Below are 23,552 nucleotides of genomic sequence, written 5' to 3' on the forward strand. Positions count from 1 at the left end.
GCAATTCAGACCGAGCAAACCGCTAGAGCGAACGCAGATAGTGCCTTAGCGCAAAACATCACAACAGTTCAAGCCAGCGCCACTGCAGCCAATACTAAAGCGACTCAAAATACTGCCGCAATTCAAACGGAGCAAACCGCTCGAGCGAATGCGGATAGTGCCTTAGGTCAACGAGTAGATACCGTCCAAGCGTCAGCAGGTAATAATGCATCTGCTGTTCAGCAAACCTCGACCGCGTTAGCTCAGTTAGATGGCAAATTGCAAGCCATGTACTCAGTTAAAGTAGGGGTAACTGCCGACGGTAAATACTATGGTGCAGGCATGGCGATCGGCGTAGAGAATTCGCCAGTAGGTATGCAATCACAGGTTTTATTTACTGCAGATAGATTTGCCATAATTAATAAAATTTCTGGGGCGTCGACTATTACAACTCCATTTGTTGTAGAAAATGGTCAGGTTTTTATGAATTCAGCCTTTATTGGAGAATTACAAAATAAAACACTGATCCAACGCGAGGGAGGGTACTTATCAGTTTATGGACCAGGCTTTGGCGCCAATAATGAGTTTATCGATTGGTTTGGTCCAGATGTTGGCAATATAGCAAACTGCACTAAATCAAATGCTATAACTTATCGTACGAAATTTGGTGATGCATATTTTGGTGGTTCGCTCAGTGCTGGAGTTCTGAAAAATGGAGTGTCTACCTCAGATAAAAATATTTATACCGTTGGACTTTACCCCGTAGAAATTGGCCCATTTGGCACAAATAATAAAAGTAAAAACATTGTTATTTCGTATTCACTGGAAGCTACTAGCTCAAAATCATCACCTGGCACAATGGTACAGCCTAGCGTTGGGTGGAGGTTACAAAGAAAGGTAGGTTCTGGGTCTTGGGTAACTATAACTAATGGTACTTTTAATGGGACCACAACTAGTCGTTTAAATTCAGAAACTGGCAGATATGATGTTACTGAGATTTGTTCAGGTTCATCAACGTTTGCAGATGGGTATTCATCAAGCAGTGATTTTAGTTACCGAGTCGAAATTACTTCTGCTTCAAGGTACCACGTACCTCAAAATGTTATCAGCCAAGTATTTTCAATAATATCGACAGAGCAATAACTTAATCAATTAACCGGCCTGAATATCTCAGGCCTTTTTATATCTAAGGAAAAATTATGCTTGCCACATTGCCTACAAAAATATTGAAAGGTTTTGGGTATGAAAGCAATAAATTGAAAAATAATAAATTCAGTTGTATCGCTATTTTGCTGTTGTTAAAGGTTCAGCGTATAATGTTCGCAAAATTATCATTTATAGCGCTTCTTTTAATCAAAACCAAAAAGAAGAAAACTAAGTCACTTTTATTATTGTGTACAAGTATGCGTACAAATAATCAGATTAAGAAGTAGTACCAAGTAAAATGTCTAATGAAATCAATAGAAGACGAACTTTTGCCATCATTTCGCACCCCGATGCGGGTAAAACCACCATCACCGAAAAAGTACTTTTATTCGGAAATGCCTTACAAAAGGCTGGCACGGTAAAAGGCAAAAAGTCTGGTCAACATGCTAAATCTGACTGGATGGAAATGGAAAAAGATCGTGGTATTTCTATTACCACCTCTGTTATGCAGTTTCCTTACGGTGGCGCACTAATCAATTTACTTGATACACCTGGTCACGAAGACTTTTCTGAAGATACTTATCGTACCCTGACTGCGGTCGACTCGTGTTTAATGGTGATTGACTCCGCTAAAGGTGTTGAAGATCGAACCATTAAATTAATGGAAGTGACCCGTTTACGCGATACGCCTATTGTGACGTTCATGAATAAATGTGACCGTGATATTCGCGATCCTATAGAGTTAATGGATGAAGTTGAAGCGATTTTAAAGATAGCTTGTGCCCCTATTACTTGGCCTATTGGTTCAGGTAAAGAGTTTAAAGGTGTATATCACATTTTACGTGATGAAGTTATTTTATACCAAAGTGGTATGGGTCATACCATTCAAGAAGAACGTATTATTAAAGGATTGCACAATCCTGAGCTTGATAAAGTACTGGGCTCTTATGCGTCTGACATTCGTGATGAAATGGAGCTGGTTGCTGGTGCTTCACATGAATTTGATCAACAAGCCTTTCTTAAAGGTGAGCTGACCCCTGTTTACTTCGGCACAGCCTTGGGTAACTTTGGTGTCGATCATATTCTAGACGGTATCGTCGAGTGGGCACCTAAGCCGTTACCGCGTGAAAGTGATGCACGCAACGTGACGCCTGATGAAGAAAAGTTCTCAGGATTTATCTTCAAAATTCAAGCCAACATGGACCCTAAACACCGTGACCGCGTTGCTTTTATGCGTGTTTGCTCGGGTCGGTATGAGCAAGGCATGAAAATGCACCATGTTCGCATTGGTAAAGATGTTAATGTCAGTGATGCATTAACCTTTATGGCAGGGGATCGTGCTCGTGCTGAAGCGGCATATCCTGGTGATATTATTGGATTACATAATCACGGCACCATGCGTATTGGTGATACTTTTACCCAAGGCGAAAAGTTTCGCTTTACGGGTGTTCCTAACTTTGCTCCAGAAATGTTCCGCCGTATTCGTTTAAAAGATCCACTGAAACAAAAGCAGCTCCTCAAAGGACTAGTGCAATTATCTGAAGAAGGCGCTGTGCAGGTCTTTAGACCTCTAGACTCTAACGATTTAATTGTTGGAGCGGTTGGTGTGCTGCAGTTTGAAGTGGTTGTTGGACGCTTAAAAAGTGAATACAACGTCGAAGCCATTTACGAAGGTATCAGTGTGAGTACTGCTCGCTGGGTGTATTGCAAAGATGAGCGTAAACTAGAAGAGTTCCGTCGTAAGTGTAGTCAGAATTTAGCCCTTGATGGTGGTGATAATCTTACCTATATTGCGCCTACTATGGTGAATTTAAACCTATCAATGGAACGTTATCCTGATATTGAGTTTGCCAAAACTCGAGAGCATTAATTGTTATAGTAAATGTTTCGGATGTGTTAGTAAAAGGTGGCTTTGCCGCCTTTTTTATTACTATTTTTAAGTAGATATTTGACTTAACAAAGCTGTTTTTAAGCTTTTATTGGTAACATCTTGGCAAAATTGCATCTTATGGAACGCTGAGATGACGTTGACACAGAAAAATAAATTCAGTTGTGCACCAAGGATGAGCGATCATGGGCGTGGTATGTCAATATATGAGTCTATTGTCACTTAACATGATATCCGTAATTAATATCAGTAATAGCAGAGCGTGATCTTATGATTGATACCCATGCACATCTCGACATGGCAGAGTTTGATAATGATAGAACACAATTATTTGATGCTATGCATGAAAGTGGTATTACTTCGGTTATTTTACCGGGAGTATCAGCAGAAAAGTGGCAGCAGCAAATTCATATTGCAGATAAATTTGATTGTTATTTTTCGCTTGGAATTCATCCTTGGTTTGTCCCAGACGACATTGATGCAGCGATAATGAAGCTTGATACAATGTTACAGCAATATAGCAATAATAAGCGTTTGGTGGCGATTGGAGAGTGTGGCCTAGATAAATTGCATCACTGGTCAGATAACCAATTGTTGTTACTTGAAAAACAATTATTACTGGCACAAAATTATCAATTGCCTGTCATTTTACATGCCGTGAAAGCGCATCAACAATTATTGACAATGTTAGCGCGTTTTAAATTGATAAAGGGTGGTGTGGTGCATGGTTTTTATGGCAACAGTGATATAGCCAAACGCTATGTTTCGCTCGGTTTTAAATTAGGTGTTGGTGCTTTAATACTCAATCCTAGTGCGAAAAAGCTCCGTGAAACAGTGGTTAATTTACCCTTAGAACACTTTTTATTAGAAACAGATTCACCTAGCATGCCTCCGTTTGATCAACCTAAATCACGAAATACTCCCCTTATATTGCCTCGAATTGTGTCCGAAATCGCATTTTTAAAGAAAAAAACCACTGTCTGTATATTAGAACAGTTGAATAAAAATGCTTTGCAACTGTTTGAGCTTTAATTGTTTTTTTATGAACACAACATTATTAATTGTTTTTAATGTCGTAAGGGTTTGAAATTAAAGTTTAAAAACTTGATCAAAACGACGCTTTTCGTTTCACGCTCAGTTATAATCGTCAGCGGAAATTAGGTGAGTTAACAACATTCAAAAAAACTGTTAACAAAAGGGTGATGATTAATGGATATAATAATGAGTTTAGTAGGGGTGGTCACCTTACTATTGATAGGTTTTGCACTATCAAATAATAGAAAAGCAATTAATGTTCGTACTGTCGGTGGTGCTTTAGCTATTCAAGCATTCTTCGCTGGTTTTGTTTTATATGTTCCAGTCGGTAAAGATATTCTGAAAGGTGTTTCAGATGCGGTATCAAGTGTGATTAGTTATGCACAAGCCGGTACTAGCTTCTTATTTGGTGATTTAGCTAACTTTAAAGTTGGTTTTATTTTTGCCATCAACGTATTACCTGTCATTATTTTCTTCTCTTCTCTAATTGCAGTGCTTTACTATTTAGGCATTATGCAGTGGGTTATCCGTATTATCGGTGGCGCTTTACAAAAAGCACTCGGTACTAGCCGCACTGAATCAATGTCAGCAACAGCGAACATTTTCGTTGGTCAAACTGAAGCACCATTAGTTGTGCGTCCGTTTATTGCGACAATGACACAATCTGAATTATTCGCCATCATGGTGGGCGGTCTAGCTTCTATTGCAGGTTCTGTATTAGCTGGTTACGCGCAAATGGGTGTTCCAATTGCATATTTAGTTGCTGCATCATTCATGGCTGCTCCTGGTGGTCTGTTAATGGCTAAATTGATGCACCCCGAAACAGAAGCTGCTATTAACGAAATGGACGATTTACCAGATGATCCTGATAAGCCAGCAAACGTGTTAGATGCTGCTGCTTCAGGTGCTGCATCAGGTATGCATTTAGCATTAAACGTTGGTGCTATGTTGATCGCATTCGTTGGTTTAATCGCCATGATCAACGGTATCATCGGTGGTGTAACGGGTTGGTTCGGTTTAGAGGGTATTACTCTTGAACTCATCCTTGGTTATATCTTTATGCCTCTAGCATTCTTAATCGGTGTACCTTGGAATGAAGCGCTTGTTGCTGGTTCTTTCATCGGTCAAAAGATTGTTGTTAACGAATTTGTTGCTTACTTAAATTTTGCTCCGTATCTACTTGATGCTTCAGCAGAAGGTTTCAAAGTTGTAGCAGAAACTGGTGTCATGATGTCTGACCGCACTAAAGCGATTATCTCTTTCGCCCTATGTGGTTTTGCTAACTTATCTTCAATTGCAATTTTACTTGGTGGTTTAGGTGCTATGGCTCCTTCACGTCGCCATGACCTTGCTAAATTAGGTATCCGTGCTGTTATCGCTGGTTCATTAGCTAACTTAATGAGCGCGACATTAGCCGGTTTATTCTTAGCTATCTAAGAGTAAGTCCAGGGGGGAATACCCCAATAACTGGGTCTTTAGCTTAATCCATATTAAAGACCCAGTTTATAATAAAGTTGTTATTGATTTTGTGTTAATCCACCGTTTCCCAATACGAAGTTATGCCGTTTTATTGATTGCGAAAGAGGATGTATTAAATCCTCTAGTCAAAATTAAAATGTCAAATTGTGAATAGAGTGTAGACAAATAGTCGCGACATTGTTCACAAAAAAGAATTTTGTATTCGTTTTTTATCGATTAAATATTGAGATTAATATCAGTAACGGTAAAATGCGAATGATTAAAAAAGAAGTGCTATCCACGAAGATAGTTTAATAATATACATGGGGTTGATGATGAAAAATGTAAAAATGTTAGCTTTAGCCGGTGCAACAGTTGCTGCTATTTCTGGTAATGCTTTTGCTGCAGACCGCAGCGATCTTCACGGTACTGATTACAAGTGGATGCAGTTTAACGCTATGTACTCTATCGGTGAAAAGCCAGATAACCCAGCTTCAGGTGATCAACATAACTACCTAGAAATGGAGTTTGGTGGTCGTTCTGGTGTTGTAGATTTATACGGTTATGTTGATGTATTTAACTTAGCTAATGAAACGTCTGACAATGGTGACAAGAACCCAGGTTCTGGCACTAGCAAATTGTTTATGAAGTTTGCTCCACGTTTCTCTATCGATGCTATTACAGGTAAAGATTTATCTTTTGGCCCAATCCAAGAAGTATATTTCTCTACTTTGTTTAACTGGGATGGTCTTAACGGCGAAGGCGTTAACTCTACATTCTGGGGTGTTGGTGCTGACGTAAATGTACCTTGGTTAGGCAAAACTGGTATGAACCTTTACGGTTTCTACGACATGAATGCTAAAGAGTGGAACGGATATCAGTTCTCAGCTAACTGGTTCAAACCTTTCTACTTCTTTGATAACAAGAGCTTCTTGTCATTCCAAGGTTATGTTGATTATCAATTTGGTGCAGACGCAGTTGACGACATGTTCGTTCCTAAGACTTCAAGCGGTGGTAACATCTTCTTTGGTCTATACTGGCACTCAGATCGTTACGCTCTTGGTTATGGCTTAAAAGGCTTCAAAGTCGTATACCTACTTGAAGATGAAGGCGGAATCGTTGGCCTAGAATCTACAGGTTGGTCACATTACCTAACAGCAACTTACAAGTTCTAAGATAGGTATAGTGCATGTTAGAGTCGCATTTGCGGCTCTAACTTTTCCACTATAAGACAGCCGCGAATTTTTATTTAAAACTATTAAGTTAACAATGTTTTTATATAAAGGTTTGTACTCTACAAAGTTTTATCTTTACGCGCTAAAATGGATTTTTCGCGGAATTGTTGAAACAAATGTCTTTGTTTTTTCTTTTCCGGTCTTCAAGGATTCAAGTCGTGGTACTCGTTATCAGATTGAATACTTAGGTTAGTAAATATTATCTAGATTTACTGGCAACACTGAAGGCCCGGCCATAATAATAATCATATGCCCATTCTATAGTGTTGCCTGAAAAAAAATTATCGACTTTGATTTTTCGTTTCGGAGAGCAATTATGACTGATTTAAAAAAAGCAGCGTTACGCGGTATTTCATTAATGGATTTAACCACATTAAATGACGATGATACCGATCAAAAAGTGATCGACTTATGCCATAAAGCGAAGTCTGCTGCTGGTAATACAGCTGCGATTTGTATTTATCCTCGCTTTATTCCTATTGCACGTAAAACCCTTAATGAGCTTGATTGTGAAGACATTAAGATTGCGACTGTGACTAACTTCCCACACGGTAATGATGATATCGCTATCGCTGTATTAGAAACTCGTGCTGCCGTTGCTTATGGTGCCGATGAGGTTGATGTTGTATTTCCATACCGTGCATTAATGGAAGGTAATGAGACTGTTGGCTTTGAACTGGTTAAAGCGTGTAAAGAAGAGTGTGGTGATGATGTATTGTTGAAAGTCATTATCGAATCTGGTGAGTTAAAAGATCCTGCTCTTATTCGTAAAGCTTCTGAATTATCAATTGATGCTGGCGCTAACTTTATTAAAACATCAACCGGTAAAGTGGCGGTTAATGCCACTCTTGAAGCGGCTGAAATTATGTTGACCGTGATCAGCGAAAAAGATCGTCAAGTTGGTTTTAAGCCTGCTGGCGGCGTGCGTGATGCGGCTCAAACAGCAGAGTTTTTAGATTTGGCTGAGCGTATTTTGGGTGCTGATTGGGTTAGTCCACAGACTTTCCGCTTTGGTGCTTCTAGCTTATTAAATAGCTTGCTGCATACATTAGAGCTAACTGAAGCACCGAAACCGACTTCAGGTTACTAATTGGCATAATGTATTAACAGCCACTTTGCATAACGAATCATCGTTATGCAAAGCGTCATCATTGAATGACATTCTTGATATTAATGGCGATCCTAAAGGTGTTGGATTGCCTCATGGGGACTCTATATGTTTCTTGCTCAAGAGATTATCCGTAAAAAACGTAACGGTGATGCATTAAGCACTGCCGAAATTCAATTTTTTGTAGATGGCATCACTCATAACACTGTTTCTGAAGGGCAAATTGCCGCATTTGGTATGGCTGTGTATTTCAAAGATATGAATATGGATGAGCGAATTGCCTTAACGATTGCAATGCGTGATTCCGGCACTGTATTAAATTGGGATTCACTCGGCCTTAATGGCCCTATTATCGATAAGCACAGCACTGGTGGTGTTGGTGATGTCATCAGCCTAATGCTTGGCCCTATGGCTGCGGCATGTGGTGGTTATGTACCAATGATTTCTGGCCGTGGCTTAGGCCATACTGGTGGAACGTTAGATAAATTTGATGCTATTCCTGGTTATCAAACTGAACCTTCAAGTGAATTATTCCGCAAAGTCGTTAAAGACGCTGGTGTAGCCATTATTGGTCAAACTGGTGATCTAGTCCCTGCCGATAAACGTTTTTATTCAATTCGCGATAATACCGCAACGGTTGAGTCAATCTCACTTATTACCGCATCTATTTTGTCTAAAAAATTAGCCGCAGGACTAGACGCTCTGGCAATGGATGTCAAAGTGGGCAGCGGGGCATTTATGCCTACCTATGAAGCATCTGAAGAATTAGCCCGCAGTATTACTGCCGTTGCTAATGGCGCAGGTACCAAAACAACGGCATTGTTAACTGACATGAATCAAGTTTTAGCATCATGTGCTGGTAATGCTGTTGAGGTGCGTGAAGCGATAAACTTTTTAACGGGTCAATATCGTAATCCTCGTTTATATGCTGTCACCATGGGATTATGTGCCGAAATGCTCATTTTGGGTGGTATTGCACAGAATGAAGCCGAAGCGCGTAATAAGCTAAACGCTGTATTAGATAATGGTAAAGCAGCTGAAGCTTTTGCTAAAATGGTATCTGGTTTAGGTGGCCCAACCGATTTTGTTGAGGCATATGATAAGTATCTACCTCATGCGAAAATCATTCGCCCTGTGTATGCCAATACATCAGGTTTTGCATACCAAATGGATACCCGAGAACTTGGTTTAGCCGTCGTCACCTTAGGTGGTGGACGTCGCAAACCTGGTGATGCACTCGATTACAGTGTTGGATTAACCCAAGTATGTGCATTGGGCCAGGAAGTTAACAAAGATGTACCGTTAGCGATGATCCATGCTCAATCTGAAGATGCTTTCGCCGAAGCTGCCGCAGCTGTCCAACAAGCCATTATTATTGGCGACAGTGCGCCACAGAAGACGCCTGAAATATATCGTTATATTCGCGCTTCAGATTTATAAGGAAACACATAATGAAACGTACTTTTATTTTAATGCTCGACTCTTTTGGTGTCGGTGCCGCAACTGATGCCGATAAGTTCGGCGATCTTGGTTCTGATACCTTTGGTCACATCGCGCAAGCTTGTGCTGATGGCAAAGCGGATATCGGCCGTCAAGGTCCATTGAAGTTACCTAATCTTGCTCGCTTTGGCCTAGGCCATGCTGGTTTTGAAAGTACTGGTAAATTTGCTGCTGGATTTGCTGATAACGTCGAAATCATCGGTGCTTATGGCCATGCTGACGAATTAAGCTCGGGCAAAGACACGCCAAGCGGTCACTGGGAAATGGCAGGGGTTCCTGTTCTTTATGAGTGGGGTTATTTTAGTGATTTAACCAACTCATTTCCTAAAGAACTCACTGATAAAATTCTTCAACGTGCTGGTTTAGATGGGTTCTTAGGCAATTGCCACGCCTCGGGGACTCAAATTCTTGAAGAGTTAGGCCTAGAGCACATGAAAACAGGCAAGCCTATTTTCTACACCTCTGCAGACTCTGTATTCCAAATAGCGTGTCATGAAGAAAGTTTTGGCTTAGAAAATTTATACAACTTGTGCAAAATAGCCCGTGAAGAGTTAGAACCTTATAATATTGGCCGTGTGATCGCCCGTCCATTTATTGGTACTAGTGCTGCTGATTTTGCCCGTACCGGTAATCGTCATGATTATGCCGTATTACCTCCAGCACCGACCGTATTAGATAAGTTGAAAGATGCCGGTGGTGAAGTGGTTAGTATTGGTAAGATTTCTGATATCTATGCTCATAGTGGTATTACGCAGCAATTTAAAGCGACCGGACTTGAAGAGTTATTCGATGAAACCTTAGCACAAATTAAACGTGCTGGTGATAACACTATAGTGTTTACTAACTTTGTTGATTTTGACTCTCATTATGGTCACCGTCGCGATACCGCTGGTTATGCTAAAGCTCTTGAATACTTTGATTCACGTTTACCTGAACTCTTGGCTATTCTACAACCTGAAGATTTAGTTGTGTTCACCGCTGATCATGGTTGTGATCCTACTTGGGTTGGCACTGAGCATACTCGTGAGCGTGTTCCTGTTCTTGCCTATGGCGCCGGTTTATCTGCCGGTTCACTAGGTCGTCGTCAATCTTTTGCCGATATCGGTCAATCTATTGCGAGTTATTTCAAGCTAGAACCGATGGATTATGGTAAATCTTTTATTAATTAGTCACATTTTCAAACGACGGTTCTATATAAAGGTTAATGGTTTTGCTAAACTACAAACAAGATTAAGCAACACAAAATAAAATAGAAACATAGGGGTTATAAACATGGCTACACCACATATTAATGCTGTAGAAGGTGCTTTTGCTGAAACGGTACTTTTTCCTGGCGATCCATTGCGTGCAAAATACATAGCTGAAACATTTTTAGAAAATGTTGAGCAAGTGACTGATGTGCGTAATATGCTCGGTTTTACCGGTACATATAAAGGTAAGCGTATTTCTGTTATGGGTTCAGGTATGGGTATCCCATCTTGTTCAATCTATGCACACGAACTTATCAAAGACTACGGGGTTAAGAACTTAATCCGTGTAGGTACTTGTGGCGCAATCAGCACTGACGTAAAAGTACGCGATGTGATTATCGGTATGGGTGCATGTACTGATTCTAAAGTGAACCGTTTACGTTTCAAAGATAACGATTTTGCTGCCATTGCAGATTACAGCTTGCTCAGTGCAGTTGTTGATTCAGCTAAAGCGCACGGCACTAAAATCCGTGTTGGTAACGTTTTCTCTGCCGACCTATTTTATACTCCAGATCCTCAAATGTTTGATGTTATGGAAAAAATGGGCATTCTAGGTGTCGAAATGGAAGCCGCTGGTTTATATGGTGTTGCACATGAATTAGGTGCTAAAGCCTTGTGTGTTGTTACTGTATCTGACCACATCCGTACTGGTGAAAAAACCACATCTGATGAACGTCAAACCACATTCAGCGACATGATTATTATGACCTTAGATGCAGCATTAACGCTATAATCAAACGTTATAAATGAAAATGGGCACTCATTAGAGTGCCCATTTTTTATGTCTGTAATTTTATTCTCTACGTTTTAGGTTCTTGTGGGCCACTTTTAGGCTCGTCAGCGTTTACCAAGGCGATCTTCTTAGGCTTTTTACGCAACTTAGCTTGGGTCTTACGTCGATCAAAATCGGCACGCTTAAATGATAATGCTCGCGATAATAGCAAACCAATAAAACCAGCAACAATCAACATCATCTGTTGTAATTGCATGTTTTGTTCATGCAATATTTTGATTTCGTCAAAAAAGATATCAAGATTCAAACGTACTTCAACATAGCCTAAATTGTTTTCATCCTGGATGACATTTTCAATTAACGGAGGATATGGTTTTAATAAGCCTTTTAATATTTCTGAATCAGCTTCTAGTTTTTCATAAGAGACGCTCTGGGCGAAGGCCAATCTGACGCCTTGAGAATTATAGATATTGACCGACATAACTTTAGGGTCAGCAGCCAGCGCAGAGGCAAGCCATTGAAGCTGCTCATCATTTTGTAAATACATTGCAGGAGCTGCACCATTAGCAGCTTGTTGTGCTAATAGTCTTGCCATTACTTTTGTCTGCGAATTTAGTAATTTTTGACCATTACGTAAACTCGATTGCCACAAATAGATTAGGCCGAAGATCAGCACTATTGCCACGATAATTTGCACAATCCTGCTGATTTTTTGTCTTTTCTTAAGACCTTTAACAAAAATCACTTTAATCCTCAGGGTTTTTTCTATTTAATTGGGGGCTGTTTTGGATGCATTATTTGTCTAACAAGCACTCAGTACCAATCCAATTACAGAGAATTATCAAAAAGCTATACTAATCGAAAAATTTGTCAGTAGATAGTCGTAACATTCTAAGAGGCCGTATTGATGCTGGAAAAATGTGATAACGCTTTATTAAACTTCTTATTTTCAGATACTTGTGATACATACCAACATCTAGGCAGTGTGTTATATCGCTATCAAGAGTCAGAATATTTATTGAGCTTGCAAGCTCATTTACCTTACCGTTGCCGAGTTATTTTTAATGGCGAATGCTCAAGTGAGATTGAGTCATGGCTCTCTTCAATATCAACCGATGCTCATGTCGCTAAGCTTGTGAGACAGAATGATTTATTTGGCTTTGAACTAGCAACTCAGACCGTGGATGAGCAATGGATAGCATCATTTCCACATAACATTCCAGCTGAAATTGTGCTTATTCAACAACCGCTAGCACGTCTAAATCAACCTGGATTGCTCGTCATGGATATGGACTCCACAGCCATTGAAATTGAGTGTATTGACGAACTGGCTGCCATGGCTGGTGTTGGCGACGAAGTGGCAAAAGTAACCGCAAGTGCAATGCGTGGAGAGTTAGATTTTGAGCAGTCTTTAAGGCTGCGAGTGAGCAAACTTGCCGGGGCTGATGCGGCGATTATTCAGCAGTTATGTGATACCTTGCCTTTAATGCCCGGTCTTGAAACCATGCTAGCCGAGTTAAAAGCGCATCAATGGAAACTGGTGGTTGCTTCCGGTGGTTTTACACCTTTTGTTGGCCACTTAAAGCAGTTACTTAATCTTGATGCTGCCTTTGCCAATGAGCTGGTTATTGTTAATGGCAAGCTAACCGGTGAAGTCACTGGTGATGTTGTTGATGCGCAATATAAAGCTAATGTGGTGAGTCAATGTGCACAACAATGGACTATCGCATCAGGCCAGCGAGTGGCTATTGGTGATGGTGCTAATGATATCCCAATGATTCAGGCCGCAGACTTGGGGATAGCATTTCATGCAAAGCCTAAGTTAATTGAAGCCGCAGATGCATCAATACAAAATATCGACTTACGAGCATTGGTTTTTTGTTTACAGCTTTAACGATTGGCGCTTACCGACTAAATATAGAATTATTACTCTATTCTAGTTGTGTTTCACTGCAGTAATGTTAGTTTTATAATCAATATTACTAACATAACTGCTTATTTTGACAATAGATATCCTCCAAGACTCATTATTCATTCCATATCGTGATGGCCAATTGCATTTGCGTCATATTCGCCCTCCGTCGCCGACGGCATTAGGTATCCCTATCTTGATGTTGCATGGGGCTATGTCTAACGGGAAAGTATTTTACAGTGAAAAAGGTCGTGGGTTAGGCTGTTTTTTGGCAGCTGCTGGCTTTGATGTTTATGTAATGGATACCGCTGGTCGAGGCTTGAGTGAGCCTAGAATTAATCGTGATTTCACCTTGGGCCAAGGTGAGGTTATCCGTGAGCAATTACCTTTAGTGCAACAATTTATTCTGCAACGTCATCCTTTAGTCAATAAAGTTCATTGGTGTGCTCATTCATGGGGGGGAGTATTAATGGCCAGCAGTTTAGCTCGGTATACTCATTTGCAATCAAGTGTAGCTTCGTTACTAACCTTTGGGTCTAAACGGACCATAAAGGTGAAATCACTTAAGAAATGGTTGATGGTCGATTTTTTTTGGAATCGCTTTGCGCCATTATGCATAGCTAAGCAGGGATATTTTAATGCCAGTCGACTCCGCGTTGGTATGGATAACGAGAGCAGTGCGTCCTTATTACAAACCATCGATTGGGTTAGGGGAGAGTGGATTGATCATGATGATAGTTTTCATTATGCTCAAGCTGCTGAAAAAGCCGTTTGGCCACCAGCGTGGTTTATTGCGGGGAAAAATGATCGTGTATTAGGCAATCCGTCAGATGTACGAGATATGATTGATGAATGTGGTTTTAGCCAGATAAAGTACACCTTGCTCGCCAAAGAAAAGGGTAATTTATTGGATTATGATCATGCAGGAATGTTGACGGATCGACATGCAGAGCAAGATCACTTTGTGCAAATTAAGCAGTGGTATTTGACACTGTAACGCTAGCGATTATTTTATCCTTGCTTGAGTATTACCTAGGCTGCAGGCATTAAGCTAGGAAAACGGAGTTCAACTTCAGCAGTAATATCTAATAGTTCACCTGAACCAATCACTCTCCATAATTGCTCTTCTAGGTGCTTTGCTCTGTGGTTAGCATGAATGTGGATAAACTCTAGCTCGCGTCGAATATAGCTCATATCAGGCTTGTCAGTTGCCCCTAAGTACACTCTTAATGCCATAAAGCGCCCAGCTTTTTTACTTTGGGTGATAAATTGAATTTGCTGCTGACGATCACCGATTTCAGATTTAAGTTTACATTGGATCTGTACTGTTCCTCTAGCGTGGCGAGTCAGTTGCATAAACACTTCAAAGAAGACCATATCCTGATTCGGTTTCATTAATTTGATAGGGTCAATAATCTTTTGTTTCAGTAGGTTATTTTCCAGCAGCGGCATTAAATTGTACTGCAGTACTTTGTCACTATCTTGGGCAAATAAGTGGCTAATTTCATCCGTCGTTGTACCAATACCTATGTAAGCCATTTGTGCTGATTTTACTGTTTTTTCGATAAAATACGGTACACCGGGTAACTGGCGCATGAACAGGTTTTTCATGCCATCAGCCAGCTCTTTTTGCTGACCTTCATGATCGGATAGTTGCTCAAACTTCTGTTTGTTGTGGGCAATTAATTTACTTAAAAACTCCACCCCATCATGGGGTGTATGGCCTATTAAAGCGCTTAAATGCAAAGTCTTTCCACCCATTCTGCTGCGGATTAACTGATAAGGTAAATGGGTTAAATTGGCTTTGCCTGCTGCGGCTTGTAGACGTGGAAACGATAATGTTACCGCACCAGGTTCATTAAAATCCGTCGAAGTTTCAAATGTGAGTTGTAAACCTCGACTCGAAATATCGTGAGTAATACCGGTGGCTTTTTTATCGCCTTGCTGAATTGTGATTGAGGTTTTAAAGGCGAACCGAGCTTCATGGCGTCGTTCACTAAATGGCATTGATACTTTTTTAATGCTGTGTTGTTTTGTTTTTGCTTGCGAAAATATCTTTAAACCATTTACATCGGATTTATCAAACCAACTTTGATAGTCTTCATTTGCTTCTTTATTTGTTAAGTCAATTAATTGTAACGTATGGCTAAATTGAGCTAATTGTTGTTCGGTAAGTGCGCCATATCGAGCATCATCACCCGGTAATGTAGAGTTTTTATAATTCTTACTATGATCGATAGGCTGCATGACAATTCTAAACACTCGCCAGCTCGCTTTGGTAGAGGCAAAGCCTAAAAATAGATGAAGATTTTTAGTTGCTCTGAGCTCTGCTAATGTCGCAGAGTAAAAATGCACTTTCCCATGGGCGCTATGAGTAAAACTGAATAAGTAACAATGTTCATTATTGTCTGGATGTTTAATTAATTGGGTCAAGCGGCGAGTATTAATGAAACTCGGTAGCTGGCTAATTTGATTTTCATCTAGAAAATAATGTTGGATCGGTTGATTACCTCTGCCGAGCAATTCATAGGCTATCAGTGGTTTTCCGTCAACAATGGAGATATATAATGGTAAATGGGTTAGTAATGGTAAGTAATGACGCTCATAACCTAAACCCGTAGCCGTAACAATGACATCGTTGACATCCACTTTATAGCGGAATTTATAGCTGCGGATCAGCTGTGATAGCAAATTATCTAATGCTTCTCCACCACCAAGTCTTTTCAGTCTAAAAATCGCTGTATTGTCTTTATTTTGAACATCAACTATTTGATATTCAATGCCATGCTGCAGCTCTTCTACATAAAACTCATCACTGATTTCAAGCAGTTTAATTTTAACTGGTTTGTCTTGATCCAGTTGGTGTTTTAATGGCAACTTAATCCGCGCACCGCCCACAGATAAATCTAGTGTCATACCATTAACTTCGGGTATTCCTTGCTGAGAAACCAGAATTCGAATGCTATAATTCATTCGTTCTTCGCAGCGATTAAAGTAACTTCCGAGTACGACCCCAGGGATTAAAAATGGATTGTCTTCGCCAATAGCCTCGGCAGGAATATTTTCTCTTAATTTTATGCGTCGCAGCTTATGGGCTTTAATAACCTGTTCGTATACCCCTAGAGTATATTGATTGCGGTATAAAGGCAGTGCTTGCTCTAAAGCCTCTTTAGCGGGTTGGTCAAGGAAGTGCTTTTGATTAGCGATAACGACTTCTTTGCAAGGGAGTTCTGTTTTATCTCGTAAATCTATAATTCTGTTACACAATGATGAGATACGGTTGAGCTCCATTTTCAGAAGAAAACGGGTGGAATTTGATTCGTCAGCAGTTAACTGCTCAAAAACGTCCTGAAAATCAGGTTCCATGAACAGAGGTTTTAGTTGTTCGATTAATGCACTGTGGTTATCTAAACTCATTATTTTGTCGTTTTAATTGTTTATTGTGAGTCTGGCTAATAATTTTATCGGCAAGAAAGTGCTGATCTTTATAGTAATATAGATTTGAACCTTGTTCGAGAGTTATGCTGAAATGATTTTAGAGCTAATTATTTTACCGTTCAGATGAACATAGTGTCTTAACGGTATCTTGGTGTTCTTGAAGCTTATTCATAATGGCTTAGCGTTTGTGTTCATTGCGTGTGGGCAAGGTGTTAATCGTAAAGAACTCTGTAAAGCTGATTGTTATTATTATCTTATGAGTGGTTTAAGCCGTTATAGTTGTATTGATGAGCAGCCGGTATGACTAATAAAGAATGATATGTTCACAGTGATTGTCGATTGGTCCTCAGGCCTAATAGTATCAATCTTATTGTATTAATTGATTTGCAACATGGGAATTAACATGGCAAAAGCTCCAAAAATGGCATTTGTTTGTGACGATTGCGGCCTAGATTATCCTCGTTGGCAGGGACAGTGTCGTTGTGGTGCGTGGAACTCTTTAGTGGAAATGAAATTATCTGCCACAAAAAGCACTACTTCTCGTACTTCGGTATTGGGATACGCCGGTGCTGCTGGTGGTGGTTCAAAAAAACTCAGTGAAGTTGAGTCACAGGATGCTGAAAAAAGACTTACTGAGATCGGTGAATTAGACCGAGTGCTTAGCGGTGGTTTGACCACGGGCTCGGTGAATATTATTTCCGGTGATCCTGGCGCAGGTAAAACGACCTTGTTATCTGATCTAGTGGCCCGAATGTCACAGTCGATGGCATCATTATACTGTACTGCAGAAGAGTCATTATCGCAGTTTAAAAACCGAGTTAATCGTTTAAAGCTTCATTACAACGAAGATAACTTGTTTTTGCTGTCTGAAACCAGTGTAGAAGCTATTATTGAGGAATTAGAAGCCAAGCAAATCAAGTTTGCGGTGATTGACTCTATTCAAGCGGTCGTCACAGATGCCGCCAATGGCAGCCCAGGATCGCCTTCACAAGTTAAAACGGCGGCGCAGGCATTTACGCAATATTGTAAAAAAAATAATGTCACCATGTTCATTATTGCTCATGTGAATAAAAATAACGAAATTGCTGGGCCGCAAACCTTAGTGCATATCGTGGATTCACTGTTACATATCGACACTAATGATGGTCAAATTCGCACTTTGCGCGCCAATAAAAACCGTTTTGGTGATGTTGATACCGTGGGCATATTCCGCATGAGCGAACGCGGTATGGTGAGCGTAGATAATCCCAGTGAGATATTCTTATCGGGTTCTACTACAGAGTCACCTGGCTCGACTATTACCTGTATTCGTAAAGGTAACCGTAATTTACTATTAGAAATCCAATGTTTAACAACTGAAACTGAATCAGAATTTCCCCAGCGTGTATGTGTGGGGTTAAACATGAATCGGATTAAAATGTTAACCGGTATTTTGCGTAAACATACTAAAACCAAAATATTCCACGACACATTTTTTAATATCGTTGGTGGGTTAAAAATTGATGAGTCAGAAACCTGTATCGATTTAGCGCTAGTGACAGCATTATTGAGCAGTTTAAATGACTTTGTGGTGCCAAGAACCACTTGTATTATGGGTGAGTTGAGCTTGAATGGTGATGTGCGCCCAATTGATAGCGGAGTGCCCAGAGTGAGAGAAGCTGCGCAGCATGGTTTTACGGAGATTTTTATTCCATTTCGTAATTATCATAAAACCATGGAAGGGCTCGGCGCAAAAATCATCCCAGTTAAAACTATCCATGAGTTACTTGAGCTGATTAATTAGTTTTCGAGTGATACAGCGGACTATTGGTATAAAAAAGGTAAGTCATTGGCTTACCTTTTTTACATCTCATGGTTTATCTGCAAGCTTAAGGAACTGGTGTGATTAACGAGGTAAGCTCACGATCTAATAATTCTGCATCGCCCATATTGAGTTCGATAATACGGCGCAGATGAGTAATGCTGTCAACATCAATATGAGTGCATTTTAAGCCAAGATGTTCTGGGGTCTTATGAACAATTTCCGCCTCCATGTGCAGTTCAATATCAGAATCGGCTAACACAAACGCTAAGGTTAAAATGGTATGTAGCTGACCAGTATAACCTGCTGGCAGTTCTACTAGAGCGCCATTGAGACTTAAATCTAAAATTTTAGTGCGCCAAGTTTGTTCTGTTTGCGCAAGATGCGCACTGGCTGCAAATAAAATACGAGAAAATTTACGTCTGTTGTCCATGGTTCACCCTTAGTCATCAATATGGCTATGGTACATAGCCAATGCTTATTTGTTAAGCATACTCGATTTATCTCGGTTACGCAGAGAATATTTTGTATAAAAAAGGAGCGCAATGCGCTCCTGAGTTGATATTAAGATGTTATGTTTAGTTACGCCTACTAAATCAGTAAATGGCCCATTAATGCAATAATAGGAAGCGTTACTAATGTCCGTAGGATAAAGATAACGAACAACTCAAAAAAGTTCACCGGAATTTTACTACCAATCAAAAGAGCACCCACTTCACTCATATAAATAAGCTGAGTGACAGATAATGCCGCAATGACAAAACGGGTTAAGTCAGACTCAATAGAGCTGGCCAATATAGATGGAATAAACATATCGGCAAATCCTACCACAATTGTTTTTGAGGCTTCAGTGGCTTCAGGAATATGCAGTAGCTCTAACAGTGGAATAAATGGCATACCTAAGTAGTTAAAAATTGGTGTATGTTCAGCGAGCACTAACGCTACGGTACCAATAGCCATAACGACTGGAATTACCCCAAAAATCATATCAACAACGTTTTTAATCCCTTCTGTTAGGACATGTTTAATGCCACCAGCAGAGGATGCTCGCTGCATTGCTTGTTCAAATCCCCATGAAAAGACACCGTGACTGGCAGGAATTGTTTCATCATCTTCATGGCGTGGGGTGTCGTCGATATACAGATCTTTTTTCCATGATAACGGCGGTAATTTCGGCACTATGATAGCGGCGACAAATCCTGCCAAACACACAGTGAGATAGAATGGTACAAACAAGTGCTCAAGTTTTACTTGCGATATAACCACTAGACTGAAAGTTATCGATACCGCTGAAAAAGTGGTACCAATAACGGCTGCTTCTCGTGCCGTGTAAAAACGGGTTTCGTATTGTTTGGTGGTCATTAAAATACCCACACTGCCATCACCTAACCAGGATGCCATACAGTCAATCGCACTGCGTCCGGGTAAATTGAATATTGGACGCATCACTTTGGTTAATAACGTGCCAAAAAACTCCAATAAACCAAAATTGAGTAATAGCGGCAATAACATGCCTGCAAAAATAAACACTGAAAATAGTACTGGCACTAAATCATTTAAGACTAAACCACCCGTTGCCGATGAAGTAATCGCATCAGGTCCCATCTGCAAATAAACCATGACAATAAAGACCGCGCCTAATATTCGCACGGCTAACCAAAATAAATTTACTTTTAATAAGGTGCGTAAAAAAATATTTTTACGCACAAATTTAGGATTAGTAAGCTGGGTGAGCAATGAGGCTATTGCCATAAATACAACGATGCAGGTCACAATAAGCTGAATCGAACTGCCCATTTGGTTTTGCAATGCTTTTGAAATGATTGCAATTGGGATGGTAATCGAACCATTGACAGTGATAGGCGTCATAAACAGTAACAAACCAATCAGTGACGGAATGATAAAGGTAAGAATTGTTTTAATGTTATGTTTTTTGTGTGTCACGTTAAATACACCTTACGTATTTGCTGTAAGTTGGCCAGCTTGGCTATCCAACTGTTTCTTATGGACAGAGATTGAATGTCCATTCAGTTGTGTTTTTTGGGTAGGCAAGGTTACCCCCTTCTTTGCTGTATGTAAAATGATAACTTAATCGAATAGATATTAGTTAAATATGAGTAGATATTTACTTTGCGGGAATGATGTTGTACATGATAAATAACTAATATAATCATTTGGTTAATGATTTGTTTCTGGAGTGTTTCAGCTTTGAGTGTGTGAGTTTTTAAGTCGCTTGTATGCCATTAATGAACATGAATATTATCATTGTTATGAGTGGTTGCATTAATGGCAATCGGCTGAGTTTTTATGACGGAAACACAGTTTCTTGGTTCTCTTGGCGATAGTCCATGCCCGGCAATCCGAACCAGTAACCATTGCAATGATGATGAATGATTGCAGTATGCTGCTTGTGATTAAATTGTTGATTGAATAGTTCTTCAGTATTAAATGGGTCGTTTGTTACCTGTTGTAGTGCGCTGGCAAGCTCAGAACCCAAGTCAATATCGGTTAATTTGTTGGGTGAAATCCGCCAATAGTCCACTCCCATGGTGATCATCTGGGGAATTTGGTTAATCAGATTTATTTGCGCCGCTGATTGAGTTTGAATGCCATTTAAGCGTAATAAGGGCTGCGACTCTTGAGTTTGAGCCAATAAACCTTTGCTGTGGCGTTGGCAAATCGTTTGGCATTTATCTTTCGGTAATTGGTAATGCTTAGCGGTAAAGCAGCGCGCTGAAAGAGCTAGCGGCATATAGCCGTGGCCGAGCACTTCAATTTCAAACTTGGGTTTATCACCTTGATTGATGATACGACTTAACCACTGTTGAGATAACTCACATGGCATAACAAAGCGGAACATGCCTTTTTTATGCAGTAAATCCAGACTGGCCCGATTGTAATTATTAATCATTGGTCCGCACACAAAAGGAACTTTGGCTTGCTGTGCATAATGTACTGCCGCCATATCATTAGCTTCAATACTAAAGTCACCATTCTCAATCGCTTTTTTTAATTCATTGAGCTCTGATTGTGCTTCTATTAGTGCCATGGTCGATAACACCACATGTTTACCATAAGACTTAAGCATATTCGCCAGATCAAGATAGTCGTTAAACTTGAGTTCGCGGCGACGACTGCACACGGTTTCACCTAAGTAAACAGTATCAATATGACTTAATGCCACTTGTTGATAGAAAAGCTCAACGTCAGGTTTTGACCAGCAGTAGCTAATTGGAGCAAGAGATATTTTCATTCTGTAACCTTATTGCCATTGACGCTGATAAGCGCCCAATGTGGTGATTTGTCCTTCGGATACTTTAGCCAATGCTTGCGTCCATTGTGGTTGTTCGCAAAAAGAATCGGGATTGGCCAAATAAGTGTCGATAGCACTGCGCCAAACGTGGGTCACTTGACTTACATAAGCAGGGCTGCGCTGACGTCCTTCAATTTTGAGTGATTTGATGCCCGCTTTAGCGAGTTCAGGTAATAAGCTTAAGGTGCTTAAGCTGGTGGGTGATTCGAGTAAATATTTTGCATCTTGATCGTATTCAGCAACATATCGACCCTTACAGACCACTGGATAGCCCAGTTGTTGACTCGCATCGGCTTTATCGATTAACACATTATTCAGTCTGGTTAATTTATCACTGCCACTGTCTTGCCAGCGAACATGATTCGCGGGAGAGCATGAGCCACCGGTATTTGGGGATTGACCTGTAACATATGATGATAAATGACAACGTCCTTCCGCCATGATGCACAAACTGCCAAATGCAAAGACTTCCAGATCCACAGAGCTGACTTTCGCTAAATCGCGAACCTGCTTTATTGACAGCACTCGTGGTAATACAGCCCGTTCAATATTAAAAGCTTGTTGGTAAAATGACAGCGCTCCGAGGTTGGTCGCACTGGCTTGCACCGATAAATGCAACGGAAGGTGTGGATAATGCTGGTGGGCATAATCGAGTAATGATAAATCGGCAACGATAAGCGCATCCATTTCTAATTGTGCGGCTAAATCAACTGCTTGATACCAGCGATGTTCCTCACCGGGTTTAGGGAAGGTGTTTAGGGTTAAAAACACCTTTCGGCCTTGGTTATGGGCTAAGTGAGTCGCTTGAGCTAGCTGTGGGGCAGAAAAGTTTAATCCTGCAAACGAACGCGCATTGGTGTCATCTTTTAGTCCAAGGTAAACCGCATCAGCACCGGCATTGAGCGCGGCTTTGAGTGACGCTAAATTACCGGCGGGGCATAAGAGTTCCATATTGGTGTTCTCATTTTTTTCAAAGAACAGGAGTGTAAATGTGATTGAGTTAACATGATTTGATTTAAAACAGGTTTCGTTAGATAAATTACCAGTAAACTCACTTGATTATTGGCTCTATTTGCAAGTAGGTACTCTCGATGGCTCAGGCATTATCACAACAATTATCGCAACACTTAGCGCAAAAGGTATTGCATTTCGCACCTCAGGTTAGTCGCCGCTCGCTCAGTGTCATGCCAGAAAAATTAAAAATAGCCGCGATCAATACACTGCTTAATCGAGTGTTAACTGAACAATTACAGTCAGATGAGCTCGATTTTCTCAAACACAAGTGGGTGGGGATTTGTGTTGATGATATTGGTTTACGTTTTGAGGTGGGGATTGCTCAACAATTACAAGTACGATCGTTTACTCAGCCTGATGTGACTTTAAGTGCCAATGTGCCAGAATTGATATTAGTGGCCGCGGGGATAGAAGATCCTGATACCTTATTTTTTCAACGTAAATTACGTATAGAAGGGGATACTGAGTTAGGGTTACAAGTTAAAAATCTATTGTTATCTATTGAATTAGATAACTTACCCAAACCCGCTCAGATCGGCATCGAGCAACTGGCAAAAATGCTCCACATGTTAAGACCCTGTGAATAGTTTTGCTTGTTTGACCATGAAAAACGGCGCATTTTGCGCCGTTTTGCCGATGCTAGGTACATAAGATTAGATGCTCAATATTAGCGAATCAAGATGAGATACAAGCGCAAATCCTGACGTTATCATTTAACCGTGAGTAAAGTAGATTCAATCCG

At 40.3% G+C, this 23,552-nt stretch carries 19 protein-coding genes; 13 read left to right on the forward strand and 6 right to left on the reverse strand.

Annotation, left to right across the window (positions count from 1 at the left end; all coding sequences use genetic code 11):
* The 9 genes from H5185_RS22935 to deoD all read left to right on the forward strand — a co-directional run.
* On the forward strand, nucleotides 1–1,122 hold a 1,122-nt coding region (locus tag H5185_RS22935), incomplete at its 5' end, for a phage tail protein (RefSeq protein ID WP_259396202.1).
* A gap of 301 nt (nucleotides 1,123–1,423) precedes the next feature.
* Nucleotides 1,424–2,995, forward strand: coding sequence for a peptide chain release factor 3 (gene prfC, locus H5185_RS10075; RefSeq protein WP_182742014.1), 1,572 nt, complete (start codon nucleotides 1,424–1,426; stop codon nucleotides 2,993–2,995).
* Between the two features lie 288 nt (nucleotides 2,996–3,283).
* Nucleotides 3,284–4,045 carry a TatD family hydrolase gene (locus tag H5185_RS10080; protein WP_182722044.1) on the forward strand — a complete coding sequence of 254 codons (762 nt, stop codon included), beginning with the start codon at nucleotides 3,284–3,286 and terminating at the stop codon, nucleotides 4,043–4,045.
* A gap of 177 nt (nucleotides 4,046–4,222) precedes the next feature.
* Complete coding sequence (locus H5185_RS10085) at nucleotides 4,223–5,485, forward strand: NupC/NupG family nucleoside CNT transporter (protein ID WP_182697867.1); 1,263 nt, start codon at nucleotides 4,223–4,225, stop codon at nucleotides 5,483–5,485.
* Between the two features lie 356 nt (nucleotides 5,486–5,841).
* The gene (locus tag H5185_RS10090; protein WP_182742015.1) at nucleotides 5,842–6,681 is read left to right on the forward strand and encodes an outer membrane protein OmpK; all 840 of its coding nucleotides are present in this window, start codon (nucleotides 5,842–5,844) and stop codon (nucleotides 6,679–6,681) included.
* 376 nt (nucleotides 6,682–7,057) lie between these two features.
* Nucleotides 7,058–7,831 (forward strand): deoxyribose-phosphate aldolase, encoded by a 774-nt coding sequence (gene deoC / locus H5185_RS10095; RefSeq protein WP_124017624.1) that lies wholly within the window; start codon nucleotides 7,058–7,060, stop codon nucleotides 7,829–7,831.
* A gap of 126 nt (nucleotides 7,832–7,957) precedes the next feature.
* Nucleotides 7,958–9,289: a thymidine phosphorylase gene (gene deoA / locus H5185_RS10100; RefSeq protein WP_124017623.1), complete on the forward strand. Its 1,332-nt coding sequence runs from the start codon at nucleotides 7,958–7,960 to the stop codon at nucleotides 9,287–9,289.
* An 11-nt stretch (nucleotides 9,290–9,300) separates the two neighbouring features.
* A complete protein-coding gene (locus tag H5185_RS10105) occupies nucleotides 9,301–10,518 on the forward strand; it encodes a phosphopentomutase (RefSeq protein WP_124017622.1) in 1,218 nt (405 codons plus the stop codon).
* A 103-nt stretch (nucleotides 10,519–10,621) separates the two neighbouring features.
* Nucleotides 10,622–11,332: a purine-nucleoside phosphorylase gene (deoD, locus tag H5185_RS10110; protein WP_059746461.1), complete on the forward strand. Its 711-nt coding sequence runs from the start codon at nucleotides 10,622–10,624 to the stop codon at nucleotides 11,330–11,332.
* 67 nt (nucleotides 11,333–11,399) lie between these two features.
* On the opposite strand, the gene H5185_RS10115 is transcribed toward deoD, so the two are convergent.
* A complete protein-coding gene (locus H5185_RS10115; RefSeq protein WP_124017621.1) occupies nucleotides 11,400–12,077 on the reverse strand; it encodes an AhpA/YtjB family protein in 678 nt (225 codons plus the stop codon).
* Nucleotides 12,078–12,239: 162 nt separating this feature from the next.
* Here H5185_RS10115 and serB point away from each other — a divergent pair, with 162 nt between their 5' ends.
* Complete coding sequence (gene serB / locus H5185_RS10120) at nucleotides 12,240–13,226, forward strand: phosphoserine phosphatase SerB (RefSeq protein ID WP_182722043.1); 987 nt, start codon at nucleotides 12,240–12,242, stop codon at nucleotides 13,224–13,226.
* 106 nt (nucleotides 13,227–13,332) lie between these two features.
* A complete protein-coding gene (locus H5185_RS10125; protein ID WP_182697869.1) occupies nucleotides 13,333–14,241 on the forward strand; it encodes an alpha/beta hydrolase in 909 nt (302 codons plus the stop codon).
* A gap of 35 nt (nucleotides 14,242–14,276) precedes the next feature.
* Here H5185_RS10125 and H5185_RS10130 read toward each other — a convergent pair whose 3' ends face one another.
* Complete coding sequence (locus H5185_RS10130; protein WP_182697870.1) at nucleotides 14,277–16,661, reverse strand: PilZ domain-containing protein; 2,385 nt, start codon at nucleotides 16,659–16,661, stop codon at nucleotides 14,277–14,279.
* 424 nt (nucleotides 16,662–17,085) lie between these two features.
* Here H5185_RS10130 and radA point away from each other — a divergent pair, with 424 nt between their 5' ends.
* Nucleotides 17,086–18,465: a DNA repair protein RadA gene (radA, locus tag H5185_RS10135; RefSeq protein ID WP_182697871.1), complete on the forward strand. Its 1,380-nt coding sequence runs from the start codon at nucleotides 17,086–17,088 to the stop codon at nucleotides 18,463–18,465.
* A gap of 85 nt (nucleotides 18,466–18,550) precedes the next feature.
* Here the strand turns inward: radA and H5185_RS10140 are convergent, their stop codons facing one another.
* From H5185_RS10140 to H5185_RS10155, 4 genes are all read right to left on the reverse strand, one after another.
* Nucleotides 18,551–18,916 carry a PilZ domain-containing protein gene (locus H5185_RS10140; RefSeq protein ID WP_124017616.1) on the reverse strand — a complete coding sequence of 122 codons (366 nt, stop codon included), beginning with the start codon at nucleotides 18,914–18,916 and terminating at the stop codon, nucleotides 18,551–18,553.
* A 158-nt stretch (nucleotides 18,917–19,074) separates the two neighbouring features.
* Entirely contained in the window at nucleotides 19,075–20,352 is a 1,278-nt protein-coding gene (locus tag H5185_RS10145; RefSeq protein WP_259395217.1) for a YjiH family protein, read from the reverse strand.
* 436 nt (nucleotides 20,353–20,788) lie between these two features.
* A complete protein-coding gene (locus tag H5185_RS10150) occupies nucleotides 20,789–21,736 on the reverse strand; it encodes a U32 family peptidase (protein WP_182722042.1) in 948 nt (315 codons plus the stop codon).
* Between the two features lie 9 nt (nucleotides 21,737–21,745).
* Nucleotides 21,746–22,747: a peptidase U32 family protein gene (locus tag H5185_RS10155; RefSeq protein WP_124017613.1), complete on the reverse strand. Its 1,002-nt coding sequence runs from the start codon at nucleotides 22,745–22,747 to the stop codon at nucleotides 21,746–21,748.
* Nucleotides 22,748–22,887: 140 nt separating this feature from the next.
* On the opposite strand from H5185_RS10155, the gene H5185_RS10160 reads away from it, so the two are divergent.
* Nucleotides 22,888–23,397 (forward strand): SCP2 domain-containing protein, encoded by a 510-nt coding sequence (locus tag H5185_RS10160; protein ID WP_182697874.1) that lies wholly within the window; start codon nucleotides 22,888–22,890, stop codon nucleotides 23,395–23,397.
* Nucleotides 23,398–23,552: the final 155 nt, after the last annotated feature.

The sequence above is a fragment of the Shewanella sp. SG44-6 genome, from assembly GCF_014164185.1.
Lineage (GTDB): Bacteria > Pseudomonadota > Gammaproteobacteria > Enterobacterales > Shewanellaceae > Shewanella > Shewanella vesiculosa.

Coding starts and splice junctions, on each gene's coding strand:
- deoA (WP_124017623.1), top strand. CDS start 7,958: ATGTTTCTTGCTCAAGAGATTATCCGTAAAAAACGTAACGGTGATGCA.
- deoD (WP_059746461.1), top strand. CDS start 10,622: ATGGCTACACCACATATTAATGCTGTAGAAGGTGCTTTTGCTGAAACG.
- H5185_RS10155 (WP_124017613.1), bottom strand. CDS start 22,747: ATGGAACTCTTATGCCCCGCCGGTAATTTAGCGTCACTCAAAGCCGCG.
- H5185_RS10140 (WP_124017616.1), bottom strand. CDS start 18,916: ATGGACAACAGACGTAAATTTTCTCGTATTTTATTTGCAGCCAGTGCG.
- H5185_RS10080 (WP_182722044.1), top strand. CDS start 3,284: ATGATTGATACCCATGCACATCTCGACATGGCAGAGTTTGATAATGAT.
- deoC (WP_124017624.1), top strand. CDS start 7,058: ATGACTGATTTAAAAAAAGCAGCGTTACGCGGTATTTCATTAATGGAT.
- prfC (WP_182742014.1), top strand. CDS start 1,424: ATGTCTAATGAAATCAATAGAAGACGAACTTTTGCCATCATTTCGCAC.
- H5185_RS10145 (WP_259395217.1), bottom strand. CDS start 20,352: ATGACGCCTATCACTGTCAATGGTTCGATTACCATCCCAATTGCAATC.
- H5185_RS10160 (WP_182697874.1), top strand. CDS start 22,888: ATGGCTCAGGCATTATCACAACAATTATCGCAACACTTAGCGCAAAAG.
- H5185_RS10090 (WP_182742015.1), top strand. CDS start 5,842: ATGAAAAATGTAAAAATGTTAGCTTTAGCCGGTGCAACAGTTGCTGCT.
- H5185_RS10105 (WP_124017622.1), top strand. CDS start 9,301: ATGAAACGTACTTTTATTTTAATGCTCGACTCTTTTGGTGTCGGTGCC.
- serB (WP_182722043.1), top strand. CDS start 12,240: ATGCTGGAAAAATGTGATAACGCTTTATTAAACTTCTTATTTTCAGAT.
- radA (WP_182697871.1), top strand. CDS start 17,086: ATGGCAAAAGCTCCAAAAATGGCATTTGTTTGTGACGATTGCGGCCTA.
- H5185_RS10150 (WP_182722042.1), bottom strand. CDS start 21,736: ATGAAAATATCTCTTGCTCCAATTAGCTACTGCTGGTCAAAACCTGAC.
- H5185_RS10130 (WP_182697870.1), bottom strand. CDS start 16,661: ATGAGTTTAGATAACCACAGTGCATTAATCGAACAACTAAAACCTCTG.
- H5185_RS10085 (WP_182697867.1), top strand. CDS start 4,223: ATGGATATAATAATGAGTTTAGTAGGGGTGGTCACCTTACTATTGATA.